This window comes from Streptococcus mitis, from assembly GCF_002096895.1.
GTDB classification, from domain to species: Bacteria; Bacillota; Bacilli; order Lactobacillales; family Streptococcaceae; genus Streptococcus; species Streptococcus mitis_AH.
Window position 1 is genome coordinate 642,786 of record NZ_NCVI01000020.1, and the last position, 21,456, is coordinate 664,241.

Here is a 21,456-nt window from a genome sequence, read left to right on the forward strand (position 1 = left end):
AGAAAAATAGATGAAAAAGTTAGTTTTTAATTCCAAAAGTGGAAGCAAAACTAACTTTTTTTCTATAATTGTGATATAATAAAATAAAATTTTGAATATAGAGAGTTTTCTGACAATGAATCTATCCTACTTTTATTTAAAAATGAAAGAACACAAACTCAAGGTTCCTTATACAGGTAAGGAACGCCGTGTACGTGTTCTTCTGCCTAAAGATTATGAGAAAGACACGGATCGTTCCTATCCTGTTGTTTACTTTCATGACGGGCAAAATGTTTTTTATAGCAAGGAGTCTTTCATTGGACATTCATGGAAGATTATCCCAGCTATTAAGCGTAATCCTGATATCAGTCGCATGATTGTCGTCGCCATTGACAATGATGGTATGGGGCGGATGAATGAGTATGCGGCTTGGAAGTTCCAAGAATCTCCTATCCCAGGACAGCAATTTGGCGGTAAGGGCGTGGAGTATGCCGAGTTTGTTATGGAGGTGGTCAAGCCATTTATCGATGAGACCTACCGTACTAAAGCTGACTGCCAGCATACGGCTATGATTGGGTCTTCACTAGGAGGCAATATTACCCAGTTTATCGGTTTGGAATACCAAGACCAAATTGGTTGCTTGGGCGTCTTTTCATCTGCCAACTGGCTCCATCAAGAAGCCTTTAATCGCTATATTGAACGCAAGAAACTATCGCCTGACCAGCGTATCTTTATCTATGTTGGAACTGAAGAAGCAGATGATACGGACAAGACCCTGATGGCTGGTAATATCAAACAAGCCTATATCGATTCGTCTCTTCGGTATTACCATGATTTGATAGCAGGTGGAGTACACTTAGATAATCTTGTCTTGAAAGTTCAATCTGGTGCCATCCATAGTGAAATCCCTTGGTCGGAGAATTTACCAGACTGTCTGAGATTTTTTGCAGAGAAATGGTAAGTTAGAAAAGGAGAAAGCCAATGCATATTGAAAACCTTAGCCACTGGAGTGGCAATCTTAACCGTGAAATGTACCTTAATCGTTATGGACATGCAGGGATTCCAGTTGTGGTCTTTGCTTCATCAGGTGGTAGTCACAATGAATACTATGATTTTGGCATGATTGATGCTTGTGCTTCTTTTATCGAGGAAGGCCGTGTTCAGTTCTTTACCCTATCCAGTGTAGATAGTGAGAGCTGGTTGGCCACTTGGAAAAATGGTCATGACCAAGCAGAGATGCACCGTGCCTACGAGCGTTATGTGATTGAGGAGGCTATTCCTTTTATCAAGCACAAGACAGGTTGGTTTGATGGCATGATGACGACGGGCTGCTCCATGGGCGCCTACCATGCTGTCAATTTCTTCCTCCAACATCCAGATGTCTTTACCAAGGTGATAGCTCTCAGTGGTGTTTACGATGCACGTTTCTTTGTCGGCGATTATTACAATGACGATGCCATTTACCAAAACTCGCCAGTAGATTATATCTGGAATCAGAACGACGGCTGGTTTATCGATCGTTACCGTCAGGCAGAGATTGTACTTTGTACGGGGCTTGGTGCCTGGGAACAAGACGGTCTACCGTCTTTCCACAAGCTCAAAGAAGCCTTTGATCAGAAACAAATTCCAGCCTGGTTTGCTGAATGGGGCCATGATGTCGCCCACGACTGGGAATGGTGGCGCAAACAAATGCCCTATTTTCTTGGACACCTGTATCTATAAAAGGAGTTACCTATGAATTACCTTGTTATTTCTCCCTACTATCCACAAAACTTTCAACAATTTACGATTGAACTAGCTAATAAAGGCATCACCGTCTTGGGAATTGGTCAAGAGCCCTACGAGCAATTGGATGAAACTTTGCGCAATAGCCTGACCGAGTATTTCCGTGTAGATAATCTTGAAAATGTAGACGAAGTCAAACGTGCAGTTGCTTTTCTCTTTTATAAACATGGCCCAATTGACCGCATCGAGTCCCACAATGAATATTGGCTAGAGCTAGACGCAACACTCAGAGAACAATTCAATGTCTTTGGTGCCAAACCAGAGGATCTCAAAAAGACAAAATATAAGTCTGAAATGAAGAAACTCTTCAAAAAAGCAGGTGTCCCCGTGGTACCTGGAGCTGTTATCAAGACGGAAGCAGATGTGGATCAAGCTGCGAATGAAATCGGTCTTCCTATGATTGCCAAACCTGATAACGGAGTGGGAGCGGCAGCAACCTTTAAGCTTGAGACAGAGGACGATATCAATCACTTCAAGGCTGAGTGGGACCATTCAACCGTTTATTTCTTTGAAAAATTTGTCACTTCTAGCGAAATCTGTACCTTTGACGGACTTGTGGACAAGGATGGAAAGATTGTCTTCTCAACGACTTTTGATTACGCCTATACACCTCTGGATCTTATGATTTACAAGATGGACAATTCCTACTATGTTCTTAAGGACATGGATCCTAAACTTCGCAAGTATGGTGAAGCGATTGTCAAGGAATTTGGTATGAAAGAACGTTTCTTCCATATTGAGTTCTTCCGTGAAGGGGATGATTACATCGCCATTGAGTACAATAACCGCCCTGCAGGTGGTTTCACTATTGATGTTTATAACTTTGCTCATTCCTTGGATCTTTATCGTGGCTATGCGGCTATTGTCGCAGGAGAGGAGTTCCCAGCGTCAGAGTTTGAAGCTCAGTATTGTTTGGCTACTTCTCGCCGTGCAAATGCTCACTATGTTTATTCTGAGGAGGACTTGCTTGCCAAATATACTCACCAGTTCAAGGTTAAAAAAATCATGCCAGCGGCCTTTGCGGAACTTCAAGGAAATTACCTTTATATGCTGACAACTCCGAGTCGACAAGAAATGGAGCAGATGATTAAGGAATTTGGTCAGCGTCAGGCTTAAGAAATTATCGGATTAAGGAAATGGACTCCCTTAATCCTTTTGTTTTTTATAAGAAATAAAACCGCTTTCTCATATATTCTTTTAGAAAACCTGTTGCTAAAAGATATAAAAATTGATAGAATAAGGATTGTCTAAAAAATTTTAAGGAGAATCTATCAAATGGATTTCACATGGGCAATTAAATATGCCACTGAATTTTTGGCCACTGCTATTTTGATCATTCTTGGAAATGGTGCAGTTGCCAACGTTGAACTTAAAGGTACGAAAGGTCACCAAAGTGGCTGGATCGTTATCGCTGTTGGTTATGGTATGGGGGTTATGATTCCAGCCTTGATGTTTGGTAACGTATCAGGTAACCACATCAACCCAGCCTTCACTCTAGGACTTGCGATCAGCGGTCTCTTCCCTTGGGCACAAGTAGCGCCTTATATCCTTGCACAAGTTTTGGGTGCTATCTTTGGTCAAGCTTTGGTTGTGGCAACACACCGCCCATACTACTTGAAAACCGAAAATCCAAACAATATCTTGGGTACTTTCTCAACCATTTCAAGTTTGGATAATGGTACAAAAGAATCACGTTTCGCAGCAACTGTTAACGGTTTTGTAAACGAGTTTGTTGGTTCATTTGTTCTTTTCTTTGCAGCTCTTGGAATGACTAAAAACTTCTTTGGTGCTGAATTAGTATCAAAAGCACAAGCGGCTATTAATGCTCAAGTTGCTCAAGCAACTACTCAAGGTCAAACAATTCCTCAAGAACAAGTAACAGCTGCACTTGACCAAGCTAAAGAACAAGTAGCACCATTTATGACATCTGGTCTTGGAATTGCTCACTTGGCACTTGGATTCCTTGTTATGGCTTTGGTAACATCACTTGGTGGACCTACAGGACCTGCCTTGAACCCAGCCCGTGACTTGGGACCACGTCTCCTTCATGCTTTCCTTCCAAAATCAGTTCTTGGTGAGCACAAAGGTGATTCAAAATGGTGGTACTCTTGGGTACCAGTAGTAGCACCTATCGCAGCAGCAATTGCGGCAGTAGCTATCTTCAAATTCCTTTATCTATAAGAAATTGAAACCGAGGAAAGCCTCGGTTTTTTTAGATGAAATTTTTACGAAAAATCGGTAAATTTGAGTATAATATCTTGTAAAAAATTCTAAAATCCTTTAAAATAAAAGAGTTGGAGGAATTTATGAATGTAAATCAAATTGTACGGATTATTCCTACTTTAAAAGTTAATAATAGAAAATTAAATGAAACATTTTATATTGAAACCCTTGGTATGAAGGCCTTGTTAGAAGAGTCAGCTTTTCTGTCACTAGGGGATCAAACAGGTCTTGAAAGGCTGGTTTTAGAAGAAGCTCCAAGTATGCGTACTCGTAAGGTAGAAGGAAGAAAAAAACTAGCTAGATTGATTGTCAAGGTAGAAAATCCCTTGGAAATCGAGGGCCTCTTATCTAAAACAGATTCGATTCATCAATTATATAAGGGGAATAATGGCTACGCATTTGAAGTTTTCTCACCAGAAGATGATTTAATTTTGATTCATGCAGAAGATGATAGAGCCAGTCTAGTAGAAGTAGAAGAAAAGCCTGAATTTCGAACAGATTTGGAATCAATTTCTTTGAGTAAGTTTGAGATTTCTATGGAATTACACCTTCCAACTGATATTGAAAGTTTCTTGGAATCATCTGAAATGGGGGCATCACTTGATTTTATCCCAGCTCAGGGTCAAGATTTGACTGTGGACAATACGGCTACTTGGGACTTATCTATGCTCAAGTTCTTGGTCAATGAATTAGACATAGCAAGTCTTCGTAAGAGATTTGAGTCTACCGAATATTTTATTCCTAAGTCTAAAAAATTCTTCCTTGGTAAAGATCGAAATAATGTTGAATTGTGGTTTGAAGAAGTATGAAGTGGACCAAGATTATTAAAAAAATAGAAGAACAAATCGAGGCAGGGATTTATCCCGGAGCCTCTTTTGCGTATTTTAAGGACAATCAATGGACGGAGGTCTATTTAGGCCAGAGTGACCCAGAGCATGGCTTGCAGACCGAGGCAGGACTAGTTTATGACTTAGCCAGTGTCAGCAAGGTTGTTGGGGTTGGGACAGTTTTTACCTTTTTGTGGGAAAAAGGTAAATTAGATATTGACAGACCAGTAACCGATTTTTTACCTGAGAGCGATTATCCAGACATCACTATTCGCCAGCTCTTAACCCATGCTACAAATCTTGATCCGTTTATTCCCAATCGTGATCTTTTAACTGCCTCAGAATTAAAGGAAGCGATGTTTCATCTCAATAGACGAAATCAGCCAGCCTTTCTTTATTCGGATGTCCATTTTTTGCTGTTAGGTTTTATTTTGGAAAGAATCTTTAATCAAGACTTGGATGTGATTTTACAGGAGCAAGTTTGGAATCCTTGGGGAATGACGGAAACCCAATTTGGACCTGTTGGGCTTGCTGTTCCAACAGTCAGAGGTGTAGAGGCAGGTTTGGTACATGATCCCAAGGCTCGTCTCCTAGGCAGACATGCAGGTAGTGCTGGTTTATTTTCGACTGTAAAGGATTTACAAATCTTTTTGCAACACTATTTAGCAGATGATTTTGCAAGAGACTTGAGTCAAAATTTTTCACCTTTGGATGACAAGGAACGTTCTTTGGCATGGAATTTGGAAGGAGATTGGCTAGACCATACGGGCTATACAGGTACCTTTATCATGTGGAATAGCCAGAAGCAAGAAGCGGCTATTTTCCTATCGAATCGTACCTATGAAAAGGATGAGAGGGCTCAATGGATTGTAGACCGCAATCAAGTAATGGACTTGATTCGTAAAGAAGAGTAAGGAGAGACATGTCAAACAGTTTAAAAGGGACTCTATTAACAGTTGTGGCTGGGATTGCTTGGGGCTTGTCAGGAACGAGTGGCCAATACCTGATGGCACATGGAATTTCGTCTCTGGTTTTAACTAACTTACGACTTTTAATCGCCGGTGGGATTCTCATTGTCTTAGCTTATGCTACTGTAAAGGATAGAATGCTGGCCTTTTTAAAGGATAGAAAAAGTTTGCTGTCTCTTCTCATTTTTGCTCTGATTGGCCTTTTCCTCAATCAATTTGCCTATCTAACTGCTATTCAGGAGACCAATGCAGGTACCGCGACAGTGCTTCAGTATGTTTGTCCTGTCGGGATTTTGATTCATAGCTGTATCAAGGATAAGGTGGCGCCGACACTGGGAGAGATTGTTTCTATCATATTAGCTATTGGAGGAACCTTCCTGATCGCCACTCATGGGCAGTTGAACCAGTTATCCATGACACCTGCAGGTCTGTTCTGGGGTCTCTTTTCTGCTCTGACTTATGCACTTTATATCATTTTGCCCATAGCCTTGATTAAGAAGTGGGGGAGCAGTTTGGTCATTGGTGTGGGAATGGTCATGGCAGGTTTGGTCGCTCTTCCTTTTACAGGGGTTCTACAGGCCACTATCCCGACTAGTCTTGATTTTCTCCTTGCTTTTGCGGGTATTATTCTTATCGGGACTGTCTTTGCCTATACAGCTTTCCTTAAAGGAGCCAGTCTGATAGGACCGGTCAAGTCAAGCTTGTTGGCTTCAATTGAGCCAATTTCGGCGGTTTTCTTTGCCTTCCTAATTATGAATGAACAATTTTATCCCATTGATTTTCTTGGCATGGCAATGATTTTAATTGCAGTAACCCTGATTTCTTTGAAAGATTTATTGTTAGAGAAATAAACAAAAAATGAAAGTAGATGATAACCACTCTTAAAGAGGGGTTATTTTTGCTAATAAAAGCTTTTGAATCTAAATGAATTAATGAAATTTTATAAAAGTTTAAGCCTTTTTTCTTAAAATATTTATATGAGTATAGAATACCTGGAGAAATATGAACATTTTAAAAAAATACATCCATCTAAACCTCTAAAATACTTGAGATGGTTTGACATTGTGATTATTACGATCATAATGTTTGGTCAGTTTATAATTCGTTCAACCGAGCTATTTTTAGCAAATACGTTTCCAACGGGTGTATCAAGTACAGTAGGGACAGTTAGACAGGCTGCAAGCGAAGGTGCTGCTTATTTTAGTAATTTTACCCTGCAAGCTATATTACTAACTGTGACCTTACTCTATCTTTTGATTCGAAATTATGATTTTAAACAGCTTCCTATTCGCTGGAATTGGTCCATTATCTTTTGGGTTCCATTTATATTTGCTTTAGTGGGACTGTTTGGAGACTTGGTTACAACTCTCACTGGTAAATATAATTACTTTAATCCAGACCTTTTTGCCTATATAGATTTCACGCAAATAATAGGTAAGTTTTTAGCTCTCAGCCCGATAGTGATTGCCTATGCCTTGCTTAATGGATTTTATGAAGAGTTTTTCTTTCTAGGTTTGTTAACTTCAGTGAAGGCAAAACACAAGTGGTTGATTTTGCTTTATTCTACTAGTATTCGTATTTCCTTCCACACCTATCAAGGATTAGTATGGGCTTTGGTAATCGGTGTAGTTTATGGCTTATTCTATTATTTCTTATACAAATATAAAATTAAAAATCTCCTTCCATTCTTTCTCATGCATGCTTTAGCAGATATGTTTGGTTCTAGCCTGATCTATCTATTGGTTGCTTGGGGGACTTAAAAATTAGAAAAGTCCACTCAGTTGTCTGAGCGGACTTTTTGTGTCAAGACGTTTAGTCTTTATTTTCGTATGGCAAGATTAAGTTCAAGATGATTCCTGTCATGGCTGATAGGGCAGTACCTGAAAGGGTAACTGGACCAAGTTTAAGGATAGCTCCTCCAAGTCCAAGTACCAACATTGCACTTGCAATAATGAGGTTACGCATTTGTCCGAAATCAACACGTTCTTTGATCAAAACTTTCAAACCATTGCTGGCGATAACCCCATAGAGAAGGATTGACATACCACCAAGTACAGCATTTGGAATAGTTGAAATCAAGGCAGTGAATTTACCAAGGAAGCTAAGGGCAATCGCGATAAAGGCTGCGTTACGGATAACTGAGACAGAAGCGATACGAGTCATACCAATAACCCCTGTATTTTCTCCGTAAGTTGTATTGGCTGGTCCACCAAGGAAGGCTGAAACAGAAGTTGCGATACCGTCACCAAGAAGAGTACGGTGAAGACCTGGTTCTTTCAAGAATTGACGACCACAGATTTGACCCAAAACAGTATGGTCTCCGATGTGTTCAGAAATTGTTACGATAGCGATTGGCAAGATAGCGATGGTTTCTGGACCGAAGTAAAGATTGTATTCTTTAAAGGCACCACCTGTGTTAAATGGCAAGTAGAAACCAGGAATTTCAAACCAGTTAGCTTTAAGAACTGGTGTAAAGTCAACCAAACCAAGAGTTAGTGCGAAGAGGTAACCACCAATAATGGCAAAGAGGAATGGAATGATTCGTAGGAAGCCTTTTCCTTTTGTATTGATAAAGGCAGCAATCAAGAAAGTAACAACTGCTACAAGAGCATTTTTCCAATTCCCGTCAGCTACAAGACCAGCGTTAGTGACTGCTGAACCTGCAAGTCCAAGACCGATAACGATGATCATAGGTCCGATGATGATTGGTGGCAAGAGTTTATCAATCCATTTTGTACCTGCAAAACGAACACCAGCAGCCACAAGGACATAGACCAAACCAGTCAAGATAACCCCTGTTTGAGCAGCAGACACATCACCACCCATTTCTTTCATAGCAAGCGACATTGCTGTGATAAAGGCAAAAGAAGAACCTAGATAAACTGGAACTTTAAATCCAGTTGAAATCATATAGATGAGTGTCCCGACACCTGAAGCAAAAAGGGCAACAGATACAGGCATTCCCAAAATCAAGGGTACCAAGATGGTCGCACCGAACATGGCGAAAACGTGTTGGAAACTAAGGAGAATTCCTTTTCCAGCCGAAGGACGTTGGTCAACGTCTAGTAACAAATCAACAGTTGATTCTTGTTTCATATAAACCTCACTTTTGGGCATCAAAAAAGAGCCCATTATTTTACAGCAATAGGCCCTCAGAGTAAGACTTCTCTAAAATCTAGACTTTAAAGAGTTTCAAGTATTTCTGCGTCTTCGTCACCTCACGGGATGACATTAAAAACCTTTGCTTGTGATAGTATAGCAGAAATTCCGAACTTTGTAAACATTTTTTACTAAAAAATTTAAAGCGGGCGTTTGTTGGGCATGCCAGCCTTTCTTGGATATTTATTTGGTGTTTCTTTTTTCTTTTCTACCACTGTGATGTAACGTGGATCTCCATTTGGTAGGGCGTAGCTGAGATTGTCTTCTACTTTACTAAAAAGGAGGTTGAGGGCATTCTTAGCTTCTAATAATTCCTCAGGAGCATTGCTAGCCTTGAGTGCCAATAGTTTTCCGCCAACTTTAAGGTAGGGAATAGTTAATTCAGATAGGACTTGCATACGGGCAACCGCACGAGCCGTTACAAAATCATACTGAGCACGGAAGTTTTTGTCTTGGGCAAAATCTTCGGCACGTCCATGGTAGAAATGAACATCGTCTAAATCCAGTTCCTGAGCCAAAAGTTTGAGGAAGTTGATGCGCTTGTTGAGAGAATCAATGATAGTTACATTTAGCTGAGGATAGAGGATTTTCATAGGTAGACTAGGAAATCCTGCCCCGGCTCCAATATCAAGAAGTTTGATAGTTTCATTTGAAATTAAGCCTTGCAGAATGGGTGCAATCGAATCGTAAAAGTGTTTCAGATAGACTTCTTCCTTATCTGTAATAGCCGTCAAATTAATCTTCTCATTCCACTCGACCAAGAGTTCAAAATAGCGTTCAAATTGTTTTTTTTGCTGGTCCGAAAGTGAAAGATTTTGCTCGGCAAGCAAGTTGTAAAATGTTTCTGGTTTCATAGTTTTTTCCTTCTTTAGTATCATCTTATTTTACCACAATCATTAAAAATTTGATATACTGGTACTAATCTAAAAGCAGAAAGGACTTATATAATGACTTGGATTATTCTTGGAGTTTTAGCTCTTATTGTTATTTTTGTGATTGTTAGCTATAACGGTTTGGTTAAGAATCGTATGCAAACCAAGGAGGCTTGGAGCCAGATTGATGTTCAGTTGAAACGTCGAAATGACCTCTTGCCAAACTTGATTGAGACAGTCAAAGGCTATGCCAAATATGAAGGTTCTACCTTGGAAAAAGTGACAGAACTTCGTAGACAAGTAGCCGCAGCAACTTCGCCAGCTGAAGCGATGAAGGCCAGTGATGCCCTTACCCGCCAAATTTCTGGTATCTTTGCAGTAGCAGAGAATTACCCAGACTTGAAAGCTAGTGCTAACTTTATCAAATTGCAAGAAGAGTTGACCAATACAGAAAATAAAATTTCTTACTCTCGTCAACTCTACAACAGTGTTGTCAGCAACTACAATGTAAAACTTGAAAGTTTCCCAAGCAACATCATCGCAGGACTATTTGGCTTTAAAGCTGCAGACTTCCTTCAAACACCTGAAGAGGAAAAGGCAGTTCCTAAAGTTGACTTTAGCGGATTAGGTGACTAAGATGTTGTTTGATCAAATTGCGAGCAATAAACGAAAAACCTGGATTTTGTTGCTGGTTTTCTTCCTACTCTTAGCCTTGGTTGGTTATGCTGTTGGCTATCTCTTTATGCGTTCAGGTCTTGGTGGCATGATTATTGCCTTGATTATTGGTCTTATCTACGCTCTGACCATGATCTTTCAATCGACAGAGATTGTTATGTCTATGAATGGGGCGCGTGAGGTTGATGAGCAAACAGCACCAGACCTCTACCATGTAGTAGAAGATATGGCCATGGTCGCTCAGATTCCCATGCCGCGTGTTTTCATCATTGAGGATTCTTCTTTAAATGCCTTTGCGACAGGTTCGAATCCTCAGAATGCAGCTGTCGCAGCCACTTCGGGTCTTCTGGCTATCATGAATCGTGAGGAGCTAGAAGCTGTTATGGGGCATGAAGTCAGTCATATCCGAAACTACGATATCCGCATTTCGACCATTGCTGTTGCCCTTGCAAGTGCCATTACCCTTCTGTCTAGTATGGCAGGACGGATGATGTGGTGGGGAGGCGCTGATCGCAGACGGAGTGATAATGATCGCGATGGAAATGGTTTGGAGATTATCATGCTTGTTATCTCTCTCTTAGCCATTGTTCTAGCACCTCTCGCAGCAACCTTGGTGCAACTTGCCATTTCCCGTCAGAGGGAATTTCTAGCGGATGCATCCAGTGTGGAGCTGACTCGTAATCCTCAAGGGATGATCAATGCCTTGCGTAAGTTGGAGGATAGCGAGCCGATGCATCACCATGTTGACGATGCCAGCAGCGCTCTTTATATCAATGATCCCAAGAAAGGTGGGGGACTTCAAAAACTCTTTTATACCCACCCACCTATCTCAGAACGAATCGAACGCTTGAAACAGATGTAAGAAAATCCAGAGAGGTTTCTCTGGATTTTTGCTATGTTCAAAAGTTATAAATCTTGTAAATCAACGACTTCCAAACCTTCCTCTGTCAAACGATAGATACTCGTACAAATCTCTTTTAAGAAACGTCTGTCATGCGAAACAGTGATGAGACCACCCGGATAGGTTGCAAAGAGTTTTCTGATTTGGGGTTGAGAAGTGGGAGAAAAGTTTCGTGTGGGTTCATCCAGAAGGAGAAAGTTTGGCTTGCGCAGGACTAAATCCAAAAGCAGGAGTTTACCCTGTTGCCCACCAGATAAGGAGCGAATTTGGTGCTGCATTTCTGGATAACTGAAATTGAGACTGGCTAAGTGAGATTGGATTTTCTGTAGTTCCTCTTTTTCACCAGTTTTGCTGAGGTAGGCTATTGGTGATAAATCCAATTGCAGTTTTTTGTGGTAATCTTGTGGCATAAAACCAAGCGAAATTTCTCTTTTGGCGCTAAGCAGTTGTTGAAACTTGGCTAGCAGAGTCGATTTTCCAATACCATTTGGGCCAATGATACCGATTTTTTCTTGGCCACGGACAGTTAGTTGTAGTTTTTGAACCAAAACTCGGTCGCCAATGGACAAATTTTCTTTTTCCAATTGGATTAAGACTTTAGAAGCCGGTAATGGTTGGATGTCTGAGAAGAAAAGTCTGATTTCTTCCTCTTCAAGTGGTTTTTTGGTCATGGACTGAGCTGTCTTTTCAAAGCGTTTTTCTTGAGAGAGGACATTTTTCATCTTTTTAGCCAATAGGCGACCGGCAGTACTGTCTTTGGTAGCTCGAAGGGCAGTTTCTACATTTTGCTTGACTCGGCGATGCTTTTCCATGGTTTTATCGTAGGCTCTTTGGTCGTTAGCAGCTTGCTGGCTTTGTTTGGTAAAATTAGCCTTTCTCTGGTCGCTATAGCTATCATAGTCTAAATGCTCTACTAGCGTTTCTGCTTCTTTACGGTGCTTGACCAGTCGCAAGTGAACAATAGTGTCTGCCGTTTGAGAAAGAAAGTCTTCATCATGGGAAATGAAAATAACGGTTTGCCTCATCTTCTGTATCTGTCTTTTTAGCCAATCAACCGTCTCAAGGTCTAGGTCATTTGAAGGTTCATCTAGAAATAGAATCTCAAAGGGTTTGGCTAACTCATGGATGAGCTGAATTTTCAAAGCTTCGCCCCCTGATAGACTGCCAATCTCTTGGTTGCTAGCGAAGCGATCGCCATCAAAATGCAATTCCTCAGCCAAACGATAGAGGATACTGTAGTCTAAATCAAGAGAATCTAAAAAGAAGTAGTCGTGTAGACTTTTCTTTTTCAGCTCATCGGGAAGTTTTTGAGGAATATAGGCAAGTGACTGATAGTCAGACTGGATGTCTCCCTTGATAGTGAAATCAGACAAAGCTTCCCCCATTAAAGCTCGTAGCAAGGTTGATTTGCCATTTCCTTCTTCGCCAATAATAGCTATCTTTTCCCCGTCTTGGATGGTCATGTTTAAGTCTGAGACAAGGTCTCGTAAATCTTTGTTTTGTGTGATGGTCAGGTGATTGATTTTTATCATATGATTGCCCTTTCTAGAATGTCGATAGTGCATAACAAAAAGCTCTACTTTATCTAGTAGAGCCCAAAGTCACTGTCAAAACTCTATTATCCTCGTTGAAAAGCTCGTCAAACTAGCTTAGGATTGCCTAATCCAACTCAAGAGGAGCAGATGGTTAGCCTTCTAGTTTTTTGATTTTCAATGAGGATAAGATACTAGAAAATCTAGTATGAAAAGAGCACACAAAAAGAGACAAAAACAAGATCTACTAAATAAAGTTTCTTTATTTGATAGACTTAGTTGTTCATGTCTCCCTTACCTCCGAGTATTAGTATCTTTATCCTATACCTTTAAGGAAATTTTGTCAACAGAAAACTGACAATTCTAATCTCTAAAATCCGAAAACAGGTCCATAGAGAGTCAGTACGTGTTTGATATGCTCGTAATGGAATTTATCATAGTTTCGCCAAGCAGTGCGTGCTTGATCATTCAGTTTTAGGCTACCAAGACCAATCAGAAGACTGGTACGTTGGTAAAATTTCTCAAGGTCGATTAAAATACTGTTGTCCAACTTTTCCGCTTTTTTGAGCTCTTGCAGAGTAGTGTTTAGCAGCTCTTGCAGTCGAATATCATCTGCCCTACCCTGTTTGCAGCTTTGGAAACTTTTATTTAACTCGGATAGGAGTTGGGTTGCATTAGTAATGAGTTCTTTGTCTTTCATGTGAGCATCCTCCTTGCTCTGATGTATTATTGCCTATAGTATGGCACTAAAAAATGTCATAGTAAACATGTTAAAAAATCGAATGTTAATTAAAAAGTTTGGTGGGCTGATTTGTAGGCTTTTCATGGTATAATCAAGAGAGTAAATCTTTATGGAGGAAGTATGAAATTAAATATTCAAGAAATTCGTAAGCAGTCTGAAGGCTTGCATTTTGAACAAACGTTAGACCTAGCTGCAGACCTGCGTGCACGCAATCAAGAAATTTTAGATGTAAAAGATATCCTTGCAGTTGGGAAAGTACAGTATGAAGACCGTATGTATTTCTTAGATTATCAACTATCTTATACCATTGTTCTTGCTTCAAGTCGCAGTATGGAGCCAGTTGAGTTAGTTGAATCTTATCCAGTAACGGAAGTTTTCATGGAAGGGGCAACTAATCTGCTAGATCAAGAAGTTTTAGATGATGATTTGGTCCTGCCTATCGAAAATGGAGAACTTAATCTTGCTGAGAGCGTGTCAGACAATATCCTACTAAACATTCCTATCAAGGTCTTGACGGCTGAAGAAGAAGCGGGTCAAGGATTTGTTTCAGGAAATGACTGGCAAATCATGACAGAAGAAGAATACCAAGCTCAACAAGCCGTTAAGAAAGAAGAAAACAGTCCTTTTGCTGGCTTACAAGGACTATTTGACGGAGACGAATAATGGTCTTGTCAAAAAAACGCGCACGAAAGGTGCTAGAAGAAATCATTGCTCTTTTTCCAGATGCCAAGCCCAGTCTTGATTTCACCAATCATTTTGAACTTTTGGTTGCGGTCATGTTGTCAGCCCAGACAACGGATGCAGCGGTAAATAAGGCCACTCCAGGTCTCTTTGCTGCCTTTCCAACGCCACAAGCCATGTCTGTTGCAACAGAAAGTGAAATTGCCTCACACATTTCTCGCCTAGGACTGTATCGAAATAAGGCTAAATTCCTTAAAAAATGTGCCCAACAGTTACTAGACGATTTTGACGGTCAAGTTCCTCAGACACGTGAAGAATTAGAAAGTCTAGCAGGTGTTGGTCGCAAGACAGCCAATGTTGTCATGAGTGTAGGATTCGGGATTCCAGCCTTTGCAGTGGATACCCATGTGGAGCGTATTTGTAAGCACCACGATATTGTCAAAAAATCAGCGACACCACTTGAGGTGGAAAAACGGGTTATGGATATCTTGCCACCGAAGCAGTGGTTAGCTGCCCATCAGGCCATGATTTATTTTGGAAGAGCCATTTGCCATCCTAAAAATCCAGAGTGTGACCAGTACCCACAATTATATGATTTTAGCAATTTATAAGATGGGGTTTCAAAAGTTTTTGCTTGATTTTAGGCTCGCTTTGTGCTATAGTATTTGATAACTAAATATTCCTTTAAACCTGTCCCGTGAGGCAGGCAAGGAGAACGATTAAGTAGTAGGGTGAAGTCTATACTGTTTGCAGTAGGGCTCGCTTGGCTATACATTTCAAGTCTCCTTGTTTAAGGAGACTTTTCTTTTTGGAGGTTTGTCATGAAGGCAAAAGAAGTTGTAGACGAATTGACTGTCAAACGAGCGATTACGCGTATTACTTATGAGATTATCGAACGCAACAAAGATTTGAATAAAATCGTCTTGGCTGGTATTAAAACTCGTGGTGTCTTTATCGCCCACCGAATCCAAGAACGTTTGGAACAGCTAGAAAATCTTTCAGTTCCTGTTGTGGAATTGGATACTAAACCTTTCCGTGATGATGTTAAAAGTGGAGAAGATACTTCTTTGGTTTCTGTCGATGTGACAGACCGCGAAGTTATCTTGGTGGATGATGTGCTCTATACAGGTCGTACCATCCGTGCTGCTATTGATAATATTGTAGGTCATGGTCGTCCTGCGCGCGTGAGTTTAGCAGTTCTAGTCGATCGTGGACATAGAGAATTGCCAATCCGTCCAGATTACGTTGGAAAAAACATACCAACTAGTCGTTCTGAAGAAATCATCGTAGAGATGGCAGAACTTGATGGCCAAGATAGAGTTCTGATTACTGAAGAAGCTTAGAAAGCTAAAGGAGTAGCCATGTCAGTAAATCAACAAGCATTAAACCATGTGGTGTCCATGGAAGACCTCACTGTCGATCAAGTGATGAAATTGATCAAGCGAGGAATTGAGTTTAAAAATGGAGCTCAGCTTCCCTATGAGGACCATCCGATTGTTTCCAATCTTTTCTTTGAGGATTCTACACGAACGCATAAGTCCTTTGAAGTGGCAGAGATTAAACTGGGATTGGAGCGACTTGACTTTGATGTGAAGACTAGTTCAGTCAATAAGGGTGAGACACTTTATGATACCATTTTGACTCTGTCTGCTTTAGGAGTGGATGTCTGTGTGATTCGCCACCCTGAGGTTGACTACTACAGAGAGTTAATTGCAAGTCCGACGATTACGACTTCCATCATCAATGGTGGAGATGGTTCGGGTCAACACCCTAGCCAGAGCTTGCTTGATTTGATGACTATTTATGAGGAATTTGGTCACTTTGAGGGTCTCAAGGTTGCGATTGCAGGTGACTTGGACCACTCACGCGTTGCTAAATCCAATATGCAGATTTTGAAACGCTTGGGAGCTGAACTTTATTTTGCTGGACCTGAGGAATGGAGAAGTCAAGAGTTTGCAGATTATGGACAGTTTGTAACCATTGATGAAATCATTGATCAGGTGGATGTCATGATGTTTCTCCGTGTGCAACATGAACGCCATGATAGTGGAGCTGTCTTTTCAAAAGAAGACTACCATGCCCAACATGGCTTGACTCAAGAACGTTATGACCGTTTGAAAGAAACAGCAATCCTTATGCACCCAGCCCCAGTCAACCGTGATGTAGAAATCGCAGACCACTTGGTTGAAGCACCAAAATCACGGATTGTCCAACAAATGACCAATGGTGTCTTTGTTCGAATGGCAATCTTAGAATCCGTACTGGCGAGTAGAAACGCCAACTAAAACACAAGACGTTAAAAGACGCCAGTGAGCGTCCACGAGAGGTGAAAATATGACAAAAAGACTTCTAGTATTAGAAGATGGCACAGTTTTTGAAGGCAAGGCCTTCGGAGCAGATATTGATGTAACAGGCGAAATCGTCTTTAATACAGGTATGACCGGCTACCAAGAATCCATTACAGACCAGTCTTATAATGGACAAATCTTGACCTTTACTTATCCTTTGGTGGGAAATTATGGAATTAATCGTGATGATTACGAATCCATCATTCCAACTTGTAAAGGAGTCGTTGTTTTTGAAGAAGCACGAAGAGCAAGCAACTGGCGCAACCAAATGACCTTGGATGAATTTTTGAAAGCCAAGAAAATTCCGGGTATTTCTGGAATTGATACGCGTGCACTTACCAAGATTATCCGTAAGCATGGTACGATGCGTGCAACCTTGACTCATGTTGGAGATAGTATGGACCATGTGACGGACCAGCTCCAAGCAACAGTTTTGCCGACAGATAATATCAAGCAGGTTTCTACTAAAACATCCTATCCAGCTCCAGGAGTTGGTTTGAGCGTGGTTCTAGTGGACTTTGGTCTTAAGCACTCAATTCTACGTGAACTTTCTAAACGCAACTGTAACGTGACAGTTGTTCCCTATTCGACAACGGCTGAAGAAATTCTCCATCTCAATCCTGACGGAGTTATGTTGTCAAACGGTCCAGGTAACCCAGAAGATGTTCCACAGGCACTGGATATGATTCGTGGTGTGCAAGGGAAAATTCCAATCTTTGGTATTTGTATGGGGCATCAACTCTTTGCAATGGCAAATGGTGCTAAGACCTACAAGATGAAATTTGGACACCGTGGATTCAACCATGCGGTACGCGAAATTGCTACAGGACGTGTGGATTTTACAAGTCAAAACCATGGTTATGCAGTTAGCCGTGAGGATTTGCCAGAACACTTGATTATCACCCACGAAGAAATCAATGACAAGTCAGTGGAAGGTGTGCGCCACAGATACCAACCTGCTTTCTCTGTTCAATACCATCCAGATGCAGCACCTGGTCCACACGATGCAAGCTACCTGTTCGACGAGTTTATCGAGATGATGGAAGCTTTTAAACAATCAAACTAAGAACGAGTAAAAGCTCGTCGGAGAATTTATGTAACTGAACACGGACGGAAAGCTCGGAATTTAGAGAAACCAACTTGGATTGTCAATTCTTCCTTGGTTTCCTAAAATTCAATCGCTTTCTATTCGTCCTTTGTATCTTATTTGATGTCGCCCTGAGAGGCGACGAATAGAAAGGCAGGTCGTTTCTTTTAGTCGCTATCAGGCGAACTAAAAACTCCCTGCACTAGATTTTTTACCGAAAAGTATCGTTTCGCTAAAAAATCGTCGGAGAATTTATTTAATGGCAACCCGAGAGTTGCCGAATAGAAAGGAGAAGGGTGGTTCGTATTTGCTGAACTGAATACGGGCTACGGACGGTGCTACAAAGATAGTTATTCCTAGAACTGGCAGTTCTTTGTCATAACTCCTATTTTAGCTTTGTCCGCTTGACGCCCTTAATATCTTATATATGCCTAAACGTACTGATATTCAAAAAATTATGGTGATTGGTTCTGGTCCGATTATTATTGGTCAGGCTGCTGAGTTTGACTACGCTGGGACCCAGGCTTGCTTGTCGTTGAAAGAGGAAGGTTATGAGGTTGTTTTGGTTAATTCAAACCCTGCAACCATCATGACAGACAAGGAGATTGCTGATAAGGTTTATATTGAGCCGATTACACTTGAGTTTGTGACACGTATTCTTCGTAAGGAACGTCCAGATGCTTTGCTTCCAACTCTTGGTGGTCAGACAGGTCTCAACATGGCCATGGAATTGTCTAAAAATGGTATCCTAGATGAGCTCGGAGTGGAGCTTCTGGGAACTAAACTATCTGCAATTGACCAAGCGGAGGACCGTGACCTCTTTAAACAATTAATGGAAGAGCTCAACCAACCAATCCCAGAATCTGAAATTGTCAACACAGTCGAAGAAGCAGTTGCCTTTGCAGCAACAATTGGCTACCCAGTCATCGTCCGTCCAGCCTTTACACTTGGTGGTACTGGTGGTGGTATGTGTGCCAACGAGGAAGAATTGCGTGAAATCGCTGAAAATGGTTTGAAATTATCGCCTGTGACCCAATGTTTGATTGAGCGTTCAATCGCAGGTTTCAAGGAAATCGAATACGAAGTGATGCGAGACTCAGCTGACAATGCTTTGGTTGTTTGTAACATGGAAAACTTTGACCCGGTTGGGATTCACACAGGGGATTCCATTGTATTTGCCCCTGCCCAAACCATGTCAGACTATGAAAACCAAATGCTTCGTGACGCAAGCTTGAGCATTATTCGTGCCCTTAAGATTGAAGGTGGATGTAATGTTCAGCTGGCCCTTGATCCACATAGCTTTAAGTATTATGTTATCGAAGTAAACCCTCGTGTATCGCGTTCGTCAGCCCTTGCCTCTAAAGCGACAGGTTATCCAATTGCCAAATTGGCTGCCAAGATTGCAGTTGGCTTGACCTTGGACGAGGTTATCAACCCAGTTACAGGTTCAACCTATGCCATGTTTGAGCCTGCCCTTGACTACGTAGTTGCCAAGATTCCACGTTTCCCATTTGACAAGTTTGAAAAGGGTGAGCGCCGTCTCGGTACTCAAATGAAGGCGACTGGAGAAGTCATGGCGATTGGTCGTAACATCGAGGAATCTCTTCTTAAGGCTTGCCGCTCCCTTGAAATTGGGGTGCACCACAATGAAATGCCTGAACTTGCAGCAGTTTCTGATGATGCCTTGATTGAAAAGGTTGTCAAAGCCCAAGATGACCGTCTCTTCTATGTGTCAGAAGCCATTCGCCGTGGCTACACACCAGAAGAAATTGCAGAGCTTACAAAAATTGATATCTTCTATCTGGATAAACTCTTACATATCTTTGAAATTGAGCAAGAATTGGGTGCCCATCCACAAGATCTAGAAGTTTTGAAAACTGCCAAACTTAATGGATTTTCTGACCGTAAGATTGCTGAACTCTGGAAAACGACAGCTGACCAAGTTCGTCAACTTCGTTTGGAAAACAAGATTGTCCCAGTCTACAAGATGGTTGATACCTGTGCGGCAGAGTTTGACTCTGAAACACCATATTTCTATTCAACCTACGGTTGGGAAAATGAATCTATCAAATCTGATAAAGAATCTGTACTTGTCCTAGGTTCTGGTCCAATCCGTATCGGTCAGGGCGTTGAGTTTGACTACGCAACCGTTCACTCGGTTAAGGCAATCCAGGCAGCTGGTTATGAAGCAATCATCATGAACTCAAACCCAGAGACCGTTTCTACAGACTTCTCGGTCTCTGACAAGCTCTATTTTGAACCATTGACATTCGAAGATGTTATGAATGTTATTGATTTGGAGCAACCAAAAGGCGTTATCGTTCAGTTTGGTGGTCAGACAGCCATCAACCTTGCGGAGCCATTGGCAAAAGCTGGAGTGACTATCCTTGGTACCCAAGTTGCAGACCTTGACCGCGCGGAAGACCGTGACCTCTTTGAGCAAGCTCTAAAAGACTTGGATATTCCACAGCCACTAGGACAAACGGCTACCAATGAAGAAGAAGCAGTGCTTGCAGCTCGCAAGATTGGCTTCCCAGTTCTTGTCCGCCCATCTTATGTACTTGGTGGACGTGCCATGGAAATCGTTGAAAACGAAGAAGATCTTCGTTCTTACATGCGAACTGCTGTTAAGGCTAGTCCAGACCACCCAGTTCTTGTCGATTCTTACATTGTTGGTCAGGAGTGTGAAGTTGATGCCATCTCAGACGGGGAAAATGTTCTCATCCCTGGTATCATGGAGCATATCGAACGTGCCGGTGTCCACTCAGGTGACTCAATGGCCGTTTACCCACCACAAACCTTGTCGCAAAAGGTGCAAGAAACAATAGCAGACTATACAAAACGCCTAGCAATCGGTCTTAACTGCATTGGAATGATGAACATCCAGTTTGTCATCAAGGATGAAAAAGTCTATGTTATTGAGGTTAACCCACGTGCCAGCCGTACTGTTCCATTCCTTTCTAAGGTGACTAATATTCCTATGGCTCAGGTAGCGACCAAGCTCATTCTTGGGCAAAGTTTATCAGAACTTGGTTACCAAGATGGACTTTACCCTGAAAGCACTCGTGTTCATATCAAGGCACCTGTCTTCTCATTTACTAAACTAGCTAAGGTAGACAGCTTACTCGGTCCTGAAATGAAGTCAACAGGTGAAGTTATGGGTTCTGATACGACTTTGGAAAAAGCTCTCTATAAAGCCTTTGAAGCTTCTTACTTACACTTGCCAACCTTTGGTAACGTTGTATTTACTATCGCTGATGATGCAAAAGAAGAAGCCTTGGATTTGGCTCGTCGTTTCCAAAATATTGGCTATGGAATCCTCGCGACGGAAGGGACAGCTGCCTTCTTTGCCAGTCATGGATTACAAGCTCAACCTGTTGGTAAGATTGGTGATGACAATAAGGATATACCAAGTTTTGTTCGCAAAGGAAGAATTCAAGCTATCATTAACACAGTTGGAACCAAACGAACTGCTGATGAAGATGGTGAGCAAATCCGCCGTTCAGCCATTGAACATGGAGTGCCCCTCTTCACAGCCCTAGATACAGCTAATGCCATGCTTAAAGTATTGGAAAGTCGTAGTTTTGTTACAGAAGCAATCTAGTTGAGAAAGAATTTTCACAGTTAAAAAGCCAGCGTCAGAAAACGCTGGCTTTTGCAATACTGGTGTTGCTTAT

At 41.4% G+C, this 21,456-nt stretch carries 20 protein-coding genes; 16 read left to right on the top strand and 4 right to left on the bottom strand.

The annotated features are described in order from the left end of the window. Positions 1-115: 115 nt before the first annotated feature. From B7697_RS07800 to B7697_RS07835, 8 genes are all read left to right on the top strand, one after another. Positions 116-940 (top strand): alpha/beta hydrolase, encoded by an 825-nt coding sequence (locus B7697_RS07800; protein WP_084951156.1) that lies wholly within the window; start codon positions 116-118, stop codon positions 938-940. A gap of 20 nt (positions 941-960) precedes the next feature. Beyond that, positions 961-1,701: an esterase family protein gene (locus tag B7697_RS07805; RefSeq protein WP_084951159.1), complete on the top strand. Its 741-nt coding sequence runs from the start codon at positions 961-963 to the stop codon at positions 1,699-1,701. A gap of 12 nt (positions 1,702-1,713) precedes the next feature. Continuing rightward, complete coding sequence (locus tag B7697_RS07810) at positions 1,714-2,880, top strand: ATP-grasp domain-containing protein (RefSeq protein ID WP_084951161.1); 1,167 nt, start codon at positions 1,714-1,716, stop codon at positions 2,878-2,880. 159 nt (positions 2,881-3,039) lie between these two features. After that, positions 3,040-3,945, top strand: a complete 906-nt coding sequence (gene gla / locus B7697_RS07815) for an aquaglyceroporin Gla (protein WP_084951164.1) — start codon at positions 3,040-3,042, stop codon at positions 3,943-3,945. A gap of 125 nt (positions 3,946-4,070) precedes the next feature. After that, positions 4,071-4,796 (top strand): CppA N-terminal domain-containing protein, encoded by a 726-nt coding sequence (locus B7697_RS07820; RefSeq protein ID WP_084951166.1) that lies wholly within the window; start codon positions 4,071-4,073, stop codon positions 4,794-4,796. Then, on the top strand, positions 4,793-5,728 hold the full coding sequence (locus B7697_RS07825; RefSeq protein ID WP_084951168.1) for a serine hydrolase domain-containing protein: 936 nt from the start codon (positions 4,793-4,795) through the stop codon (positions 5,726-5,728). Before B7697_RS07820 ends, B7697_RS07825 begins: the two co-directional genes overlap by 4 nt. An 8-nt stretch (positions 5,729-5,736) precedes the next feature. Beyond that, positions 5,737-6,633 (top strand): DMT family transporter, encoded by an 897-nt coding sequence (locus B7697_RS07830; protein WP_084951171.1) that lies wholly within the window; start codon positions 5,737-5,739, stop codon positions 6,631-6,633. A 126-nt stretch (positions 6,634-6,759) separates the two neighbouring features. Further along, the gene (locus B7697_RS07835; protein WP_084951173.1) at positions 6,760-7,542 is read left to right on the top strand and encodes a CPBP family intramembrane glutamic endopeptidase; all 783 of its coding nucleotides are present in this window, start codon (positions 6,760-6,762) and stop codon (positions 7,540-7,542) included. A 52-nt stretch (positions 7,543-7,594) separates the two neighbouring features. Here the strand turns inward: B7697_RS07835 and B7697_RS07840 are convergent, their stop codons facing one another. Then, positions 7,595-8,878 carry a uracil-xanthine permease family protein gene (locus B7697_RS07840; RefSeq protein WP_192851486.1) on the bottom strand — a complete coding sequence of 428 codons (1,284 nt, stop codon included), beginning with the start codon at positions 8,876-8,878 and terminating at the stop codon, positions 7,595-7,597. 203 nt (positions 8,879-9,081) lie between these two features. Then, positions 9,082-9,795: a 16S rRNA (guanine(527)-N(7))-methyltransferase RsmG gene (gene rsmG / locus B7697_RS07845; protein ID WP_000801943.1), complete on the bottom strand. Its 714-nt coding sequence runs from the start codon at positions 9,793-9,795 to the stop codon at positions 9,082-9,084. Between the two features lie 93 nt (positions 9,796-9,888). Here rsmG and B7697_RS07850 point away from each other — a divergent pair, with 93 nt between their 5' ends. Both B7697_RS07850 and htpX read left to right on the top strand, forming a co-directional pair. Beyond that, positions 9,889-10,449 carry a LemA family protein gene (locus tag B7697_RS07850; RefSeq protein ID WP_000219838.1) on the top strand — a complete coding sequence of 187 codons (561 nt, stop codon included), beginning with the start codon at positions 9,889-9,891 and terminating at the stop codon, positions 10,447-10,449. A gap of 1 nt (position 10,450) precedes the next feature. Further along, the gene (gene htpX, locus B7697_RS07855; RefSeq protein ID WP_000895752.1) at positions 10,451-11,350 is read left to right on the top strand and encodes a zinc metalloprotease HtpX; all 900 of its coding nucleotides are present in this window, start codon (positions 10,451-10,453) and stop codon (positions 11,348-11,350) included. Between the two features lie 44 nt (positions 11,351-11,394). Here the strand turns inward: htpX and B7697_RS07860 are convergent, their stop codons facing one another. Both B7697_RS07860 and B7697_RS07865 read right to left on the bottom strand, forming a co-directional pair. Continuing rightward, entirely contained in the window at positions 11,395-12,954 is a 1,560-nt protein-coding gene (locus B7697_RS07860) for an ATP-binding cassette domain-containing protein (protein WP_084951179.1), read from the bottom strand. Positions 12,955-13,291: 337 nt separating this feature from the next. After that, on the bottom strand, positions 13,292-13,621 hold the full coding sequence (locus B7697_RS07865; protein ID WP_000653208.1) for a hypothetical protein: 330 nt from the start codon (positions 13,619-13,621) through the stop codon (positions 13,292-13,294). A gap of 162 nt (positions 13,622-13,783) precedes the next feature. Between B7697_RS07865 and B7697_RS07870 the strand changes: the two genes are divergently transcribed. The 6 genes from B7697_RS07870 (at position 13,784) to carB (ending at position 21,383) form a co-directional block, all read left to right on the top strand. Further along, positions 13,784-14,326, top strand: a complete 543-nt coding sequence (locus tag B7697_RS07870) for a YceD family protein (protein ID WP_070527784.1) — start codon at positions 13,784-13,786, stop codon at positions 14,324-14,326. Beyond that, entirely contained in the window at positions 14,326-14,955 is a 630-nt protein-coding gene (gene nth / locus B7697_RS07875; RefSeq protein ID WP_033685177.1) for an endonuclease III, read from the top strand. The genes B7697_RS07870 and nth overlap by 1 nt, the downstream gene beginning before the upstream one ends. A gap of 210 nt (positions 14,956-15,165) precedes the next feature. Then, positions 15,166-15,687, top strand: coding sequence for a bifunctional pyr operon transcriptional regulator/uracil phosphoribosyltransferase PyrR (gene pyrR / locus B7697_RS07880; RefSeq protein ID WP_000644747.1), 522 nt, complete (start codon positions 15,166-15,168; stop codon positions 15,685-15,687). 18 nt (positions 15,688-15,705) lie between these two features. Further along, positions 15,706-16,629, top strand: coding sequence for an aspartate carbamoyltransferase catalytic subunit (locus tag B7697_RS07885; protein WP_000115770.1), 924 nt, complete (start codon positions 15,706-15,708; stop codon positions 16,627-16,629). A gap of 49 nt (positions 16,630-16,678) precedes the next feature. Beyond that, positions 16,679-17,758, top strand: coding sequence for a carbamoyl phosphate synthase small subunit (locus tag B7697_RS07890; RefSeq protein ID WP_000166853.1), 1,080 nt, complete (start codon positions 16,679-16,681; stop codon positions 17,756-17,758). Between the two features lie 448 nt (positions 17,759-18,206). Then, the gene (carB, locus tag B7697_RS07895; protein WP_084951182.1) at positions 18,207-21,383 is read left to right on the top strand and encodes a carbamoyl-phosphate synthase large subunit; all 3,177 of its coding nucleotides are present in this window, start codon (positions 18,207-18,209) and stop codon (positions 21,381-21,383) included. The last annotated feature ends 73 nt before the right edge of the window (positions 21,384-21,456 follow it).

Coding starts and splice junctions, on each gene's coding strand:
- pyrR (WP_000644747.1), top strand. CDS start 15,166: ATGAAGGCAAAAGAAGTTGTAGACGAATTGACTGTCAAACGAGCGATT.
- B7697_RS07810 (WP_084951161.1), top strand. CDS start 1,714: ATGAATTACCTTGTTATTTCTCCCTACTATCCACAAAACTTTCAACAA.
- rsmG (WP_000801943.1), bottom strand. CDS start 9,795: ATGAAACCAGAAACATTTTACAACTTGCTTGCCGAGCAAAATCTTTCA.
- B7697_RS07865 (WP_000653208.1), bottom strand. CDS start 13,621: ATGAAAGACAAAGAACTCATTACTAATGCAACCCAACTCCTATCCGAG.
- B7697_RS07860 (WP_084951179.1), bottom strand. CDS start 12,954: ATGCACTATCGACATTCTAGAAAGGGCAATCATATGATAAAAATCAAT.
- B7697_RS07890 (WP_000166853.1), top strand. CDS start 16,679: ATGACAAAAAGACTTCTAGTATTAGAAGATGGCACAGTTTTTGAAGGC.
- B7697_RS07825 (WP_084951168.1), top strand. CDS start 4,793: ATGAAGTGGACCAAGATTATTAAAAAAATAGAAGAACAAATCGAGGCA.
- B7697_RS07840 (WP_192851486.1), bottom strand. CDS start 8,878: ATGAAACAAGAATCAACTGTTGATTTGTTACTAGACGTTGACCAACGT.
- B7697_RS07850 (WP_000219838.1), top strand. CDS start 9,889: ATGACTTGGATTATTCTTGGAGTTTTAGCTCTTATTGTTATTTTTGTG.
- B7697_RS07885 (WP_000115770.1), top strand. CDS start 15,706: ATGTCAGTAAATCAACAAGCATTAAACCATGTGGTGTCCATGGAAGAC.
- B7697_RS07835 (WP_084951173.1), top strand. CDS start 6,760: ATGAGTATAGAATACCTGGAGAAATATGAACATTTTAAAAAAATACAT.
- carB (WP_084951182.1), top strand. CDS start 18,207: ATGCCTAAACGTACTGATATTCAAAAAATTATGGTGATTGGTTCTGGT.
- htpX (WP_000895752.1), top strand. CDS start 10,451: ATGTTGTTTGATCAAATTGCGAGCAATAAACGAAAAACCTGGATTTTG.
- B7697_RS07800 (WP_084951156.1), top strand. CDS start 116: ATGAATCTATCCTACTTTTATTTAAAAATGAAAGAACACAAACTCAAG.
- B7697_RS07820 (WP_084951166.1), top strand. CDS start 4,071: ATGAATGTAAATCAAATTGTACGGATTATTCCTACTTTAAAAGTTAAT.
- B7697_RS07870 (WP_070527784.1), top strand. CDS start 13,784: ATGAAATTAAATATTCAAGAAATTCGTAAGCAGTCTGAAGGCTTGCAT.
- gla (WP_084951164.1), top strand. CDS start 3,040: ATGGATTTCACATGGGCAATTAAATATGCCACTGAATTTTTGGCCACT.
- nth (WP_033685177.1), top strand. CDS start 14,326: ATGGTCTTGTCAAAAAAACGCGCACGAAAGGTGCTAGAAGAAATCATT.
- B7697_RS07830 (WP_084951171.1), top strand. CDS start 5,737: ATGTCAAACAGTTTAAAAGGGACTCTATTAACAGTTGTGGCTGGGATT.
- B7697_RS07805 (WP_084951159.1), top strand. CDS start 961: ATGCATATTGAAAACCTTAGCCACTGGAGTGGCAATCTTAACCGTGAA.